The following is a 14,839-nucleotide window of genomic DNA, read 5'->3' as shown; positions in this document are numbered from 1 at the left end:
AAAAATCAATCAACTAAATTTAGATGGCCAGGCTTGCCGCCAGATGAGCCCGTATCCACGTCGTCAAAAGGCAAGGTCTCACCTTCGTCTTCAAAAGGCATGCCTCGACCATTTTCTGCAGCGAAAATCGTCAAAACCGCTTCCATCGGGATGTAAATATGCTCGATCTTGCCCGCAAATGTCGCGCGAAAACTGACGTACGTTTTTGTCATTTCCAGATCACGCACCGACTGTGGCGCAAGGTTCAAGATAATCTCGCCGTTTTGAATGTAATCTTCTGGGACCGCGACTCGATCATAATCAGCATCAACTAAGATATGCGGGGTACAACCACTTTCAACAATCCATTGGTACACGACCGGCAAAATGTACGGTCGCAATGGTAGCATCGGCGTATCTTGCATTACTCACTCCCCAAGCGAAGCTCAATTTCAGTATCCGTCAAACTTTCTCTAAAGCCCTTGCGCTCAAAAATACGCTCGCAATAGGCATGGATCGCTTTTGCAGTTTTAGGCAACTCAATACCGTATTCAGGTAAGCGCCAAAGCAATGGAGCCACCGTGCAATCGATCATGGAAAATTCATCGCTCATCAAAAACGGCGTTTGCGAAAACAAAGGGGCCATGCCGATCAAGCTTTCGGTCAATTCCGCGCGGGCTTTTTCAGCCGCCTTAGGCGTTCCCGATTGAATGACCTCAACCAAGCTGTACCAATCTTTCTCGATACGGTGCATCATCAAACGAAACTGTGCACGAGAAACCGGGTAAACCGGCAGCAAAGGAGGGTGCGGGAAGCGCTCATCCAAGTACTCCATAATGATGCGTGCGTGATATACTACCAAATTGCGGTCAACTAATGTCGGCACCGTGTTGTACGGGTTCACTTCGAGTAAATCTTCAGGTGACTCCTGACGATCAACTTCGATAATATCAGACTGAAGGCCTTTCTCAGCCAAGACCATGCGCACACGATGGCTATCCAGGGTGTTCGAACCTGAGAATAAGGTCATGCCTGATTTTTTACTGACGGCGACTGCCATAAAATTACCTCTTTAAAAAAAAAGCCTGGATCGTTTAACAGCCAGGCTTTTTATTATTATACATACAACAAAAATACGATTAACGTTTTGAGTATTGTGTGGCTTTACGCGCTTTATGAAGACCAATCTTCTTACGCTCAACTTTACGCGCATCACGCGTTAGCAAACCCTTGGCACGCAAACGTCGACGGAAAGAGTTAGCAATAATCTGTAAATCCTCTTCAGTCTCAGCCGTTTTGCTCAAATCAACGCCGTCTTCGTCGAAAGCGACCAGCGCACGGGCAATACCCAAACGCACCGCACCAGCCTGACCTGATGAACCGCCACCTTTAACAGTGACTTTAATCGTGAATTCACCGATTGTGTCTGTCGCTTCTAGTGGTTGGTTAACCACCATACGCGCTGTTTCAATTGGAAAGTAATCTTCAAATGAACGACCATTGATCTCGATCTTGCCTTCACCTTTTTGAATGAACACACGAGCAACCGAGCTTTTACGACGGCCTGTACCATAATATTGCTTCGTCGCTGACATAATTAATCCTCAATCACTAATTCAACGGGCTGCTGAGCAGCATGATGATGCTCAGAACCTGCGTAGACTTTTAACTTACGGAACATTGCGCGACCCAAAGGTCCACGTGGCAACATGCCTTTAACCGCTTTTTCCAAGACCATTTCAGGCTTGCTTGCGATCAATTTTTCAAAGTTGATGTCTTTGATACCACCTGGATAACCCGTGTGGTGGTAGTAAATTTTGTCTTGTGCTTTGTTACCTGTAACGCGCACTTTCTCAGCATTGATTACAACGATGTAATCACCCGCATCCATGTGTGGCGTGTATTCAGGCTTGTGCTTACCGCGTAAGCGACGCGCGATTTCAGTCGCCAAACGACCCAATGTTTTGTCGGCGGCATCCACGATGTACCAGCTTCGGCGAATATCGCCCGCTTTTAGACTAAATGTTTTCATATTGTTTAGACTCGTGTCCTTCAAAAGATGGGCGATTTTACATGAGTGTTTTCAAAGATACAAGCCTGGAAAAGCGCTTTTTCTTTCTAGGGCCACCCGAGCTCACCTTGGGGTCTGGTTCATTTTATGACCAAACCCAATCGCTCAAGCTCCATTTTAAAGCCAAATATAAGGTAAGCTTCAGATATCAATTCACTTTTTTCAATTTGCAGGCGCGTAAATTGGCCGCTACAATGTCGCCAACCTTGAGGCATCCCCCCGATCGCCTGCCAAGTTAATATAAGGAGACCCCCATGCTTGATTCATTTAAGTGCCACAAAACACTGAGCGTTAACGGCAAAGAGTACCACTACGCTGACCTGAAGGCCGCCGAAGCCGCGGGCCTTGACGGCGTGAGCCGCCTGCCATTCTCATTAAAGATCCTACTTGAGAACCTTTTGCGCCACGAAGACGGCAATGTGGTGAAAAAAGAAGACATCCACGCATTTGTGGACTGGATGAAAAACAAATCGTCTAAGCATGAAATCGCCTACCACCCAGCACGTGTTTTAATGCAAGATTTTACTGGCGTACCTGCCGTGGTGGATTTGGCGGCCATGCGCGATGCCACAGCCAAATTGGGCGGTAAAGCAGACGCTGTGAACCCTTTATGCCCCGTAGACCTTGTGATCGACCACTCTGTGCAGGTTGATAAATTTGGTAACCCTAGCGCGTTTGAGGAAAATGTAGACATCGAAATGCACCGTAACCACGAGCGTTACACCTTCTTAAAATGGGGTAAAGAAACCTTTGATAACTTCCGTGTGGTCCCCCCCGGCACCGGCATCTGCCACCAAGTGAACTTAGAGTATTTAGCCAAATCAGTCTGGTCACGCACGATCGACGGTAAAACCTGGGCTTACCCGGATACCTTGGTGGGCACTGATTCACACACTACCATGATCAACGGTCTTGGCGTATTAGGCTGGGGTGTAGGCGGCATTGAAGCCGAAGCCGCCATGCTAGGCCAACCGGTCTCGATGCTAATCCCTGAAGTGATTGGTTTTAAATTCACTGGCAAATTAAATGAAGGCGTCACCGCCACCGACCTAGTGCTCACCGTCACACAAAAACTGCGTGAACGCGGCGTTGTCGGCAAGTTTGTCGAATACTTTGGCCCAGGCCTTCAGGATTTACCGCTAGCCGATCGCGCAACGCTGGCTAACATGGCACCAGAATACGGTGCAACGTGCGGCTTATTCCCGGTTGATGCTGAAACCATTAAATACATGGAATTGTCTAACCGTGATGAGGACACGATTGCCTTGGTTAAAGCCTTTAATGAAGCGCAAGGTACTTGGCATACCGCTAACAGTGCCGAAGCCATTTACACCGATGTGTTAGAGCTCGACCTTTCAACGGTCGTGCCAAGCTTGGCCGGTCCTAAACGCCCGCAAGATCGGGTCGCACTCACAGACCTTGGTAAAGCCACAGAAAAAATGCTGCAAGACAACGGTGTCGCCGACCAAGCCGACAAAGGCTTTAGCACCAGCGCCGGTTTTGATATGCACCATGGTGATGTAGTCATCGCTGCGATTACTTCATGCACGAACACCTCAAACCCTAGCGTGATGTTAGCCGCAGGCTTGGTGGCCAAGAAAGCCGCTGCAAAAGGTCTTGTGCATAAGCCTTGGGTGAAATCTTCTTTGGCCCCAGGGTCTAAAGTGGTGACTGATTACTTGAAGGCCGCAGGCTTAATTGAAGAGCTTGAAAAAGTGGGCTTCTACTTGGTCGGTTACGGTTGCACAACCTGCATCGGTAACTCAGGCCCATTACCAGATGCGATCGCCAAAACGATCGATGATAATGATTTGGCGGTCTGCTCCGTGTTGTCCGGTAACCGTAACTTTGAAGGCCGCGTGCATCCACAAGTGAAAGCCAACTGGTTAGCATCGCCACCCCTCGTGGTTGCTTTTGCTCTAGCGGGTACTACAAAAATTGATCTAAGCAAAGAACCGATCGGTCAAAACGATAAAGGCGAAGATATCTTCTTAAAAGATATTTGGCCAAGCAATGCTGAAGTGGCCGAAGCGGTGCGCTCTGTTACCAAAGAGATGTTTAGCAAAGAATACGCTGAAGTGTTTGACGGCACCAAAGAGTGGCAGTCTATCAGCATTGAAAGCACAGAAACCTACTCTTGGGACAATGACTCCACCTACATTCAAAACCCACCATTCTTTATGGACATGGGCAAAGAACCGGGCGAAGTGCACGACGTCAAAAATGCCAATGTCTTAGCTTTGCTAGGCGACAGTGTCACCACCGATCACATCTCGCCAGCTGGCTCAATTAAAGCCAACAGCCCTGCGGGCAAATACTTGCAAGAACACGGCGTTGAGGTGAAAGACTTTAACTCTTACGGCGCACGTCGCGGCAACCATGAAGTCATGATGCGCGGCACCTTTGCCAACATCCGTATTCGCAACGAAATGCTGGATAACGTCGAAGGCGGCTACACCAAGCACATCCCAACGGGCGAACAAATGGCGATCTACGATGCAGCGATGAAATACCAAGCCGAAGGCACGCCGCTGGTCGTGATTGCAGGCAAAGAGTACGGTACTGGCTCATCACGCGACTGGGCTGCAAAAGGTACCTTGCTCCTTGGTGTGAAAGCCGTGATTGCTGAAAGCTTTGAGCGTATTCACCGCTCAAACCTAATCGGTATGGGTGTCTTGCCATTACGATTCATGGAAGGGGTGAATCGCAAAACCTTGAAACTTGATGGCAGCGAAGTCATTTCAATTCACGGCCTAGAAGGTGGCTTCAAACCTGCCGACACGGTGACCATGCACGTCAAACGTGCCGATGGCAGTGAAGAAGAAACGAAACTATTGATCCGTATCGACACGCAAAACGAATACGAGTACTACCGAAATGGTGGCATCTTGCAATACGTTTTACGTAAAATGTAATTTCGTCTTTCAATATAAAAAGGGCCCTCGGGCCCTTTTTATATTGCACTAAAACTCACTCTTGCAAACGCAATCGCTCAACAACAACCCCACCCACTAAATGTGATTCAATAATTTCATCGATATCAGCCTGCGTTTCATAGTGGTACCAAACATTATCAGGATAAACCACCAGCACCGGGCCAAGCTTACAGCGTCCCAAGCATCCGGCGCGATTAATGCGAATGCCCTGGCTGCCGTCGAGCTTTAATTCACGTATTTTTTGCTTAGCATATTGTTGAAGCTCATCGGCACCTGAAGCATGACAACAACGCTTACCTTCTTCGCGCTCGTTCACACACATAAACACATGTGACTTGTAATAACCCATCTTTGATCGCCTTAAAATACAAACGCTGATTCTAACCGAGCCTTTAAAAAAGCACAAAGACTCTGCTATAAAACTATAAAGCGTCCTCGCAATGTCTGGCAGAGCCTTAAAAGCATGCCTTTTTTCAAAAAAATGCCCGTTTTGGATGAATTTTTCATGGCAAAGGGCTAGCAAAGCCCTTTTTTTATGCTATGGTTGGGATGTTTAGTTAACTTGTCATCATCTTAAATTAAGGAAGGAAACTATGGCTACAAAGAAAAAAGCTCCGGCTAAAAAGAAACCCGCTGCTAAGAAGGCAGTGCGTAAAGCAGCGCCTAAAAAAGCTGTGAAAAAAGCACCTGCTAAAAAAGCAGTAAAGAAAACCACTACTAAGAAAGCAGCGCCTAAAAAAGCTGTGAAAAAAGCACCTGCTAAAAAAGCCGCTGCTCCTAAAGCATTAGGCGCAGTGAAAAAAGCAATGACTAAATCACAAGTGGTTAACCACATTGCTGAATCAGCTGAACTTTCTCGTAAGCAAGTTGCTCATGTACTAGAGCTTCTTGAGCACGTGATCGTGGCTCACGTTAAAAAAGGCGGCGTCGGTTCTTTCAAACTTAACGGTTTGATGAACATCAAAGCTGTACAGAAACCTGCGCGTAAAGCTCGCAAAGGTGTGAACCCGTTCACAGGTGCAGAAATCATGATCAAAGCTAAGCCAGCTTACCGTTCAGTACGTGTAACAGCGCTTAAACGATTGAAAGAAATCGTTGCTTAATCGCCGATAGAGCACAAAGCCCGCCCCTTGGCGGGCTTTTTTATGAGCCGGAATTATTAAAGCCATGTCACCATCACTCGACAAAAAAATTGCCATCTTACTATGGACACTACTGTGTGCCGCTGTTGTGTTTTATCTAATCCACACAGACCTTGGCCGCTCGCTGGCTTACTGGTACTTCGATGCCGGACACCATTGGCTGCAAGGCCAAGCCCTATACAACACCCGCGGCACGGGTTTTATTTATTTTCCTCAAGCCGCTATTTTTTTCGCGCCTTTTAGCCTAATGCCCAAAGCGCCAGCCGAAACACTTTGGCGGGCGATCTCTTTGGCGGTTTACCTGTATGCCTTACTCGAATATGTGCGCTTATTCCCCAGGGCAGAAAAGCAACGGCCCTGGATTGCCTTAATGAGCTTGTTTACAGCCGCCCTAGCTTTTAGCAGTCTACGCAATGGACAAATGAACCTATTGCTCACAGGCCTCACACTACTGGGTTTGACCACAATAGCTGCCAAACATTACTGGCGCTCAGCGATACTACTGACCCTTAGCGTTGCCCTAAAGCCGACAGCGCTTGTTTGGCTATTATTAGCCTTTGCATTGTTTTCACCACTTCGTCTTCGACTCATCATCGCTGTATTAATCGCAGCTATTTTGCCTTTTATCTTACAGTCGCCACACTATGCGCTTACTCAATACGGCGCCTGCTGGCAAATGTTGCAATACGCTTTTCATTATGGCACCAGTGTCTACTCGCATTGGGCGCAATTTTTTGGCCTTTTGCAAACCTTTGGGCTCACCTTGCCCCAAGCCTTAGCACTGCCCGTGGAGTTAGTCGCAGGCTTAGTCGTTTTGTACTTATCGTATCGATGCTTGCGACTCGAGCGAGCACAAGCCGTGATTTTGATCTTTGCGTTAGCCGCAAGCTACCTCATGCTGTTTAACCCGCGCACTGAAAATAATGATTACGTGATATTGGCACCGGCCTTGGCATACTTTGCAAACAGCGCTTGGCAGAATCGGCAGAATGTTCGATTGGGTTTTTTCGTGGCTTTGTTAATCATGATACTCGGCAGCTACTCGATCGGGCATCATTTGACCCCGGGCTATGTTTCTTGGCTATCGCCGCTGGCTGCGCTGTTATTTGCTGTCTATCTTATCGTGACAGTGTGCGTAAAAACGCGTACTCGTCTGCACGCGCCTTCGCAATAGCATCGCTAGCCACTTCACCTTTTCCGGGGTGACACATCATCAAACCGTCATCGCGGACATCGGCTTGAAACGTCTTGAAATATTGCGCGTAGTGCGCGCTTTTGGAGAAATCGTAAATACCCGAAAAATGTTTGTTATGTGGAATACCGGCTTTTTTCAGTTTTCGCTTGAGTGATAAAGCACCGCTAAACGCAATAATGGCAAGCTTTGGCTCTGAAAAGGCACGCCTTAACACAAAACTCAAACCATTGCTGGAGACACGCACCCAAGGTTTTTTATCCCCAAACCATTTGGCATACACCGCCAATAAAGCATCGCGAACCACCGGCAAATGATGCACATGCTGATGACCATCAATAAAATCAGGAAACCGCCCCATCACCGCTTTAAAGCGCTCAAGCTGCGCCAGCAACTCTGCCTCAAGTGCGGCTTGGTTTAAACGGCGAAGGTGTGATAAAACTAACAATCGCTTTAAGCTACCGTGATGTGAGGCAGGTAAATGTGTTAAAGGTTTACCGTCGGTTAAATCAAAGTGCAAGCCGATTTGAGCCTGGCTAGAAAACGTTTTTAGCTGCGGCGCATCCGTTTCAAGCGCTGGCATAGTCACCATCACACTGGTCGCTTGCAACACATTTTGCTGAATTAAATCTAAAATCGCCGTATTGGTGCCGTGACTCAAACCAAAATCGTCCGCGCACAAGATCACTTTATTCATTTACTTAAAAGCCCACACTTTGCTAAACGCAAATGTCAGCGGTGGGACAATCGCGAGGGTTAATAACAAAGCAAGTGGGTAAGCGAGTTGCGCGCCGGTAAGCAGCGCGGCAAACAAACCCTCATTCAACAAAAAGCTTAAAAGGGCAACGATAAAAAATTTGCTGGCCGTTGAAAGCCCGGCGCCGCTGTGTTTAAACGTCCAGCGCTTATGCCCAAAAAAGCTCACTTGAAACGCTAGTAAAAACGCAAAGATATTCGCAAGCAGAGGGCTTAACAGGCCGGCCGATACCAGACCCAACACCACCACAAAGTTCACCACTGCGGCCGTGACGCCCACAACACCAAAACGACCAATTTGGCCAAACCAGTGGTTGCCGAACAATCCGTGGTATGTCGTTTTTGCTATTTTTTTCAATGCCTTAACCTGTTTATTCCTAATAAGCGGGCTTATTATATCACAGTCCCCGCCGCTTTTCGCTCAAAATTTGTGCGTTTTTATCAGCGATCGTGCGGAAACCCCACCCAAAACCCCAGCCCGCTGATTTTAAACCAAACGCAAGCCAAGCCAGGCTATAAATTTCAAACACGATGCGTATAATAAGCCTTAATTTTTCAATAAGGAAACGCCGGTGAAGACCTTTCAAGGCTTATTAATGACGCTTCATGATTACTGGGCAAAACAAGGCTGCATCATTATGCAACCTTTAGACCTCGAAGTCGGCGCAGGCACGTTCCACCCCGCCACTTTTCTACAAGCCTTGGGCCCGGAGCCGTGGCACGCGGCTTATGTGCAGCCTTGCCGCCGTCCAAGCGATGGTCGCTACGGTGAAAACCCGAATCGCTTACAGCACTACTACCAGTTTCAAGTTGTGCTCAAACCTTCACCCGATAATTTGCAAGAACTCTACTTAGGCTCACTACGCGCAATCGGCATCGATCCTTTAAAGGATGATATCCGCTTTGTGGAAGACAATTGGGAATCGCCCACCTTAGGTGCCTGGGGTCTAGGCTGGGAAGTGTGGCAAAACGGGATGGAGATCACACAATTTACGTACTTCCAACAAGTCGGCGGCTTGCCTTGTAAACCTGTTACCGGCGAGCTCACTTATGGCCTTGAGCGCATCGCTATGTATCTGCAAAACGTGGATGATTTTAAAGACTTGGTGTGGACAGAAACACCAGCCGGGATTGTGACTTACGGTGATATCTTTTTACAAAACGAACAAGAGATGTCGGCCTATAATTTTGAACACGCCGATGTGAAGTTTTTGTTAGAGCAATTTTCACACTGCGAACAACAGTGCCAGAAATTAATCGAAGCAGGCCTGCCGATTCCCGCGTATGAGATGATGGTAAAAGCTTCACACTGTTTTAACTTATTAGACGCGCGACACGCCATTTCAGTCACAGAACGCCAAGCTTACATTTTAAACGTGCGCGCCATGGCCAAACAAGTGGCCGAGCGTTATGTTGAGGTGCGCGAAGCCTTAGGCTTTCCACGTTGCCAGGAGAATCGCGCATGAGCCAAGATTTTATTTTTGAATTATTGTGCGAAGAGCTGCCACCCAAAGCCTTGCAAAGTTTGCGCGATGCACTAGCGTCGAATGTTAAACAAGGCTTAGAAAAAGCCACTTTATCCTTTGATCGCATCGAAGCTTACGCAAGCCCCAGACGACTGGCTTTTTGCGTTTACGCATTAGCCGACAAACAGGCCGACCAGGTGATCGACCGGAAAGGGCCCGCTGTCAATGCCGCTTACGATACCAATGGCAACCCGACACCGGCAGCGCTGGGTTTTGCCAAATCCTGTGGGATTGAGCTTGATCAAGCCAGCACCGTCAAAACAGACAAGGGCGAATGGTTGTTTTACCAAGTGCAACAAGCCGGACAAGCCACCGCCGAACTTCTGCCGAGCATTATCGAGCACGCCTTAAAAAACTTACCGATCCCGAAGCTCATGAGCTGGGGCGAGGGCGAACACCACTTTACGCGCCCGGTGAAAAATGTACTGGCTGTTTTGGGCAACAGCGTCGTGCCCATGAATTTATTCGGCTTAGACAGCCAACACAGCACTGTCGGCCATCGCTTTCATCACCCTGAAGCCATCGACATTCATCATGCCAGCGACTACTTAGAAAAACTTCGAAAGGCCTATGTGCTTGTAGATTTTAACGAGCGAAAAGAACAAATCGCATCACACATCACAGGACTGGCCGAAAGCCATAACGCGACCATTGTCGCCAATGATGCATTGCTTGATGAAGTCACTGCTCTCGTTGAATGGCCAAACGCTTTACTCGGCGAGTTCGACAAAAAATTCCTAGCCGTTCCCGATGAGGTGCTTATTTTATCGATGGCCACACACCAGCGTTATTTTGCGCTGCGCGATCCATCTGGTGCGCTGCTGAACCAATTTATTTTGGTCAGCAACATACAAGCGGAAGATCCCCGGCAAATCATTCGCGGCAATGAAAAAGTGTTACGTGCACGTTTTGCCGATGCTTTATTTTTCTTTGAGAAAGATAAACGAGTCGGCCTCTTGGATCGCAGAGACCTGCTCATCAGCGTCACCTTCCAACAACAACTTGGAACTTTGTTTGAGAAAACACAACGCATTGAAACGATCGCTAACCGCTTAGCCGAACTCATTGGCGCCGATAAAAACGATGTCTCGCGCGCGAGTCAATTGTGCAAATGTGATTTACTCACCGACATGGTCGGCGAGTTTCCCGAACTCCAAGGCACCATGGGCCGCTACTACGCGACCGACGATAATGAAAAGCCTGCTGTGGCAGAGGCCCTCGAAGATTACTACAAACCGCGCTTTTCAGGGGACGCCTTAAGCGACAACCCCGTTGCGCTGTGTGTCGCCATGGCGGATCGTATCGATACCATCGTCGGCATTATTGGTATTAACAAATTACCTACAGGCGATAAAGATCCGTTCGCACTGCGAAGACAAGTTTTAGGTATTTTGCGCATCATTTTAGAAAAAAGCTTATCAATCGATGTGAGCACACTGATCGAACACGCGATTAGCTGTTACGGCGACAAACTTAGCAACCCGCATGTGGCCAGCCAAACCTTTGGCTTTATTGAAGAACGTTTAAAACACTACTTACTGCAGCAAAACTTCCGCGCCGACCAATGCCAAGCGGTCTTAAGCTTAGGCCTTCCGCAGCCTTTAGAAGTTTTACAGCGCTTAACCGCACTGCGCGACTTTGAATCGCACGATGCCTTTGAAAGTTTAGTGGCAGCCAATAAACGCGTGGCCAATGTATTGAAGAAACAATCAGGCAACGGACGAGTTAAACCCAATGAACTTAAAGAAGCGGCTGAAATAGCGCTCAATCAGCAAGCTGAAAAACTTCGAGACACTGTGATGACAGCCACAAGAGAACAACGCTTTGACGATGCCTTGATCGCACTGGCCACACTCAAACCGACATTGGATTGTTTTTTCGATGAAGTCATGGTGATGTGTGACGATGAAGCGCTGCGCGAAAACCGCCTGGCTTTGCTCACAGGTGTGCGACACCTATTTTTACATATTGCTGACTTCTCGGAACTTCAGTGATGCGCCTTGTTATTCTCGACAGAGACGGTGTTATCAATGAAGACAGCGATGATCACATTCGCCATCACGATGCTTTTCATCCTATTGCCGGCAGCCTTGAGGCTATCGTTAAATTAAACCAGGCTGGCTTTTCGGTGGCCGTGGCCACAAATCAATCTGGCATTTCACGTGGCTACTTTACCCACGAAGACTTGCACGCCATGCACGATAAGCTTACAGCACTGTTAGAAAAATTAGGTGGCAAAATCGACGGTATTTACTATTGCCCGCACCATCCCGATGATGACTGCCACTGTCGAAAACCCAAACCCGGCCTGATCGATGACATCGCCAGCGATTTCCCAGAGGCGAATTTAGCAAAAACCTTTTTGGTTGGTGATAGCTGGCGAGATATTGAAGCCGGCAAAGCGCGTGGTTTGAAAACATTATTAGTACTAACCGGCAAAGGCTCAATCGCTTTAGAAAAACACAAACACGAACTTGGCGACACAAGTGTCGTGAAAGATTTAGCACACGCTTGTGAAATCATATTAAAGGAAACCCAATCATGACCACAGTAATCGTTAACGGCGCCTTCGGCAAAATGGGCCAGCTCGCCTGCCAAGTGGTTAAACAAACCAAAGGGTTTAAACTTGCGAAACAGCTGGGCCGCGCAGATGACCTCGCCGCCGTATTGGCCGAAGTTAATCCGGATATCGTGATTGATTTCACGGTGGCTGATGCCGCTTTTCAAAACGCAGAAATGATTCTTCAATCGGGCGCGCACCCCATTATCGGCACCAGTGGTTTAAGCGAGAGTGATGTTGAGGCCTTATCAAAATACGATGTGCCTGGCGCCATCATCCCCAACTTTTCTATCGGTGCAGTATTGATGATGCAATTTAGCATGATTGCTGCGAAATATTTTCCACGCGCAGAGATCGTTGAGAAGCATCACGAACACAAAAAAGACGCGCCTTCAGGCACCAGCATTCGCACCGCAGAAATCATTGCCAGCATGCGAGATAACGAAGCCGTGGCTTGCCAACGTAATCAATATAATGATGTCTGTGGCATTCCGATTCACTCCATTCGCCAAGCCGGTTTTTTAGCGAGCCAAGATGTGATCTTTGGCCACACCGGCGAAACACTAACGATCTCACATCAATCCATCCACCGCGATTGCTTCGCCGAAGGCATTGCTTTGTGCTTGCAAAATATCATGTCGCTGGATCATCTGGTCTATGGCCTTGAATATTTTCTTTGATATCCTGAGATTGATTTACCCCTCTTTGCTAAGGCTTCTTCGGCGAGACAGGCGGCTCTGCTGCAAGCGGCTCTGCTGCAGACTGCTCTGCTGCAGACTGCTCTGCTGCCGCGCAAGGAAAAAAAGCGCTTCGTGGAGATGATGATGGAACAGCAGCAGCAGAAGCAGGAGGAGGCGGCGTCGCGTTGCTCGTGGCTCGCTCTGAAGGAGCTGACTCGTGAAGTAATTCTTTAAATAGGGCTGTTACGCCTAGCAGTTGCTCGTTTTTCAGCAATCTAGGATCTATAAGTTGTTGAAATTGTTCATCAACGCTAAGCTCGCGGTCGTCGCCCAAAGCCAAGCGCAGGATCCCAGGGCTCTCTAGTTTTTCTTGAACGCTTGAAAGCAAAGCACGCTGTTCATCACTGAGCAAACGCCAATGCTTTCTATCCACATGCTGAATCCAAAAGAACACCAGAAGTACGTTCGTTCGCGACTCAAGTCGGGTCAGATCAGGCACTAGCATAACCATTGGATGCCGCCTATCTGTATCAAGCACACAGCAGTGTATAAGCGTGCGCTTAGCGCCTGGCGAACCCCCTACTCCTTCGCATATTTCCCAGAAACGATTAAAGGCCTCCTCGTCTCTGAACATTCCATCCGAAATATGAGCGAAGAGAACCGAGAAATTCTTTTGGAGATATTCCGGATGATGAAGGTCCATACCTTGATCTAAGCTCAGTGTTAGGCGAGAATCTCCACAACCATATTCCTCTTCTTTCCCAAATTTTAATACCACCCCCTTGAGCACGACCCCACTGCGGGATGCTTCGTTGGATTGGGGTAGCTGAGCGGCGGCGCTACTAGCAAACGAGGCATGCTTGTATAAGCTTAGCCTGACAAGCGGCTCTACCCAACCTGTTGTAGGATCATATAGCTTCACATGGGCTTTTCCATTTGGCAATGAAGCCCAAAGCGAGTAGCTTGAGGCGGGCTGCGCGCCGTCGGCTTCGCCATATATAGTGCACCAAGGAGCTCCAGCCATGGTTTGCAAAAGATGAACCATAGAACGACTCGAGGGGCTAAATCCATTAAGCCATGTAGAACGATTATCTCTAACCATCAACTGCTGCGGTCTAGTTAAAGCGATATTATCTCCCAGCTTTAACTTCACTGGCGTATTAAATGTTACAGGGCGCCCATTCTCCTGATCCCGGAAACTCCACGTAATCCACGCTTTACCGCTGGAGTAGTCAATAACTATTTGACCATATTGCACTCGTACAAATTCATTCAGCCCTAAGTGAAGAACGCCATCCTCGTCGATATGCTTAACCACCTCATCTCTAGTGCGTAACTCAACCCCATAAAATTGTCCCCTTATTGTATATTGTTGTGGGGACACTGCTTGCTGTGCTTGGACGGATTGTACTGGCGGCAGTTGTTGTACTGGCGGTTGGGGCTGAGGTTGTTGTACTGGCGGCAATTTCATTGTTTTTCTCCTGTGTTTTATTAGGGATGTAGAAGCTACTTAAGTCCATTTCGCTCATTTTGCAGCGATTCAATAAATTTCAAACAGTTTCTTAGATATAGTCCTGGCATAATAAACTTAAAAAATTAAAGTTTCCTTAACACCCGAATCTCGGTTTAAGCGCATCTTAGTGGTGAAATCTGCTTCATGGGGTTCTATTTTGCCCTGACATTTTCAATGATATTGCTTAATGGGACTGCTTTATTACAACTAGGCACACGGAATAAAACAAGGATGCTGAAGTAGCGTGTGCTACCTTTTGATGGTTTTCACAGCGAGCCATCTGTTTAAGCCCCTTGCGAGACCAGTTAAATACTTTATATTAAATAAAAGGTAATTATTCACTAAAATCTAATGCATCGACACATCTCTTTGAGAAACAGTATTTTTCTTTGCGCGATGGGGATTAAGAGTAATTATTCAGTGAAAATGCTGAATAATTACAAATAAAATCAAATGCTACATGTAGTCCATCTAATACAAATCC

General features: G+C 47.6%; 15 protein-coding genes. 7 read left to right on the top strand and 8 right to left on the bottom strand.

The features are described 5' to 3' along the window. Positions 1-5 precede the first annotated feature (5 nt). From COV52_06315 to COV52_06300, 4 genes are all read right to left on the bottom strand, one after another. Positions 6-404 carry a ClpXP protease specificity-enhancing factor gene (locus COV52_06315; protein PIR11115.1) on the bottom strand — a complete coding sequence of 133 codons (399 nt, stop codon included), beginning with the start codon at positions 402-404 and terminating at the stop codon, positions 6-8. Next, on the bottom strand, positions 404-1,039 hold the full coding sequence (locus COV52_06310) for a stringent starvation protein A (GenBank protein PIR11114.1): 636 nt from the start codon (positions 1,037-1,039) through the stop codon (positions 404-406). The genes COV52_06315 and COV52_06310 overlap by 1 nt, the downstream gene beginning before the upstream one ends. A 79-nt stretch (positions 1,040-1,118) precedes the next feature. Continuing rightward, positions 1,119-1,574: a 30S ribosomal protein S9 gene (locus COV52_06305; GenBank protein PIR11113.1), complete on the bottom strand. Its 456-nt coding sequence runs from the start codon at positions 1,572-1,574 to the stop codon at positions 1,119-1,121. A 2-nt stretch (positions 1,575-1,576) separates the two neighbouring features. Continuing rightward, complete coding sequence (locus COV52_06300; GenBank protein PIR11112.1) at positions 1,577-2,011, bottom strand: 50S ribosomal protein L13; 435 nt, start codon at positions 2,009-2,011, stop codon at positions 1,577-1,579. 293 nt (positions 2,012-2,304) lie between these two features. Here COV52_06300 and acnA point away from each other — a divergent pair, with 293 nt between their 5' ends. After that, positions 2,305-4,965, top strand: a complete 2,661-nt coding sequence (acnA, locus tag COV52_06295; protein PIR11111.1) for an aconitate hydratase AcnA — start codon at positions 2,305-2,307, stop codon at positions 4,963-4,965. Positions 4,966-5,020: 55 nt separating this feature from the next. Here acnA and COV52_06290 read toward each other — a convergent pair whose 3' ends face one another. Next, positions 5,021-5,335, bottom strand: a complete 315-nt coding sequence (locus tag COV52_06290; GenBank protein PIR11110.1) for a 2Fe-2S ferredoxin — start codon at positions 5,333-5,335, stop codon at positions 5,021-5,023. Between the two features lie 244 nt (positions 5,336-5,579). Here COV52_06290 and COV52_06285 point away from each other — a divergent pair, with 244 nt between their 5' ends. Beyond that, positions 5,580-6,089 carry an integration host factor gene (locus tag COV52_06285; protein ID PIR11109.1) on the top strand — a complete coding sequence of 170 codons (510 nt, stop codon included), beginning with the start codon at positions 5,580-5,582 and terminating at the stop codon, positions 6,087-6,089. A gap of 64 nt (positions 6,090-6,153) precedes the next feature. Then, positions 6,154-7,302, top strand: coding sequence for a hypothetical protein (locus COV52_06280; GenBank protein PIR11108.1), 1,149 nt, complete (start codon positions 6,154-6,156; stop codon positions 7,300-7,302). Here COV52_06280 and COV52_06275 read toward each other — a convergent pair. Further along, on the bottom strand, positions 7,247-8,017 hold the full coding sequence (locus tag COV52_06275) for a hypothetical protein (protein PIR11107.1): 771 nt from the start codon (positions 8,015-8,017) through the stop codon (positions 7,247-7,249). The genes COV52_06280 and COV52_06275 overlap by 56 nt on opposite strands. Beyond that, positions 8,018-8,401 carry a polysaccharide biosynthesis protein GtrA gene (locus COV52_06270; GenBank protein ID PIR11150.1) on the bottom strand — a complete coding sequence of 128 codons (384 nt, stop codon included), beginning with the start codon at positions 8,399-8,401 and terminating at the stop codon, positions 8,018-8,020. Positions 8,402-8,672: 271 nt separating this feature from the next. Between COV52_06270 and glyQ the strand changes: the two genes are divergently transcribed. The 4 genes from glyQ to COV52_06250 are packed head-to-tail and all read left to right on the top strand — an operon-like array spanning position 8,673 to position 12,842. Continuing rightward, on the top strand, positions 8,673-9,542 hold the full coding sequence (glyQ, locus tag COV52_06265; protein ID PIR11149.1) for a glycine--tRNA ligase subunit alpha: 870 nt from the start codon (positions 8,673-8,675) through the stop codon (positions 9,540-9,542). Continuing rightward, positions 9,539-11,596 carry a glycine--tRNA ligase subunit beta gene (locus COV52_06260; GenBank protein ID PIR11106.1) on the top strand — a complete coding sequence of 686 codons (2,058 nt, stop codon included), beginning with the start codon at positions 9,539-9,541 and terminating at the stop codon, positions 11,594-11,596. Before glyQ ends, COV52_06260 begins: the two co-directional genes overlap by 4 nt. Then, on the top strand, positions 11,596-12,147 hold the full coding sequence (locus COV52_06255) for a D-glycero-beta-D-manno-heptose-1,7-bisphosphate 7-phosphatase (GenBank protein ID PIR11105.1): 552 nt from the start codon (positions 11,596-11,598) through the stop codon (positions 12,145-12,147). Before COV52_06260 ends, COV52_06255 begins: the two co-directional genes overlap by 1 nt. Beyond that, positions 12,141-12,842, top strand: coding sequence for a 4-hydroxy-tetrahydrodipicolinate reductase (locus COV52_06250; protein ID PIR11104.1), 702 nt, complete (start codon positions 12,141-12,143; stop codon positions 12,840-12,842). Before COV52_06255 ends, COV52_06250 begins: the two co-directional genes overlap by 7 nt. Before the next feature lie 28 nt (positions 12,843-12,870). On the opposite strand, the gene COV52_06245 is transcribed toward COV52_06250, so the two are convergent. Then, on the bottom strand, positions 12,871-14,313 hold the full coding sequence (locus tag COV52_06245) for a hypothetical protein (GenBank protein PIR11103.1): 1,443 nt from the start codon (positions 14,311-14,313) through the stop codon (positions 12,871-12,873). Positions 14,314-14,839 lie beyond the last annotated feature (526 nt).

The organism is Gammaproteobacteria bacterium CG11_big_fil_rev_8_21_14_0_20_46_22, from assembly GCA_002796245.1.
Lineage (GTDB): Bacteria > Pseudomonadota > Gammaproteobacteria > UBA12402 > UBA12402 > 1-14-0-20-46-22.
The sequence above is the reverse complement of the archived record's forward strand: the minus strand, read 5'-3'. Positions and strand labels throughout refer to the sequence as shown.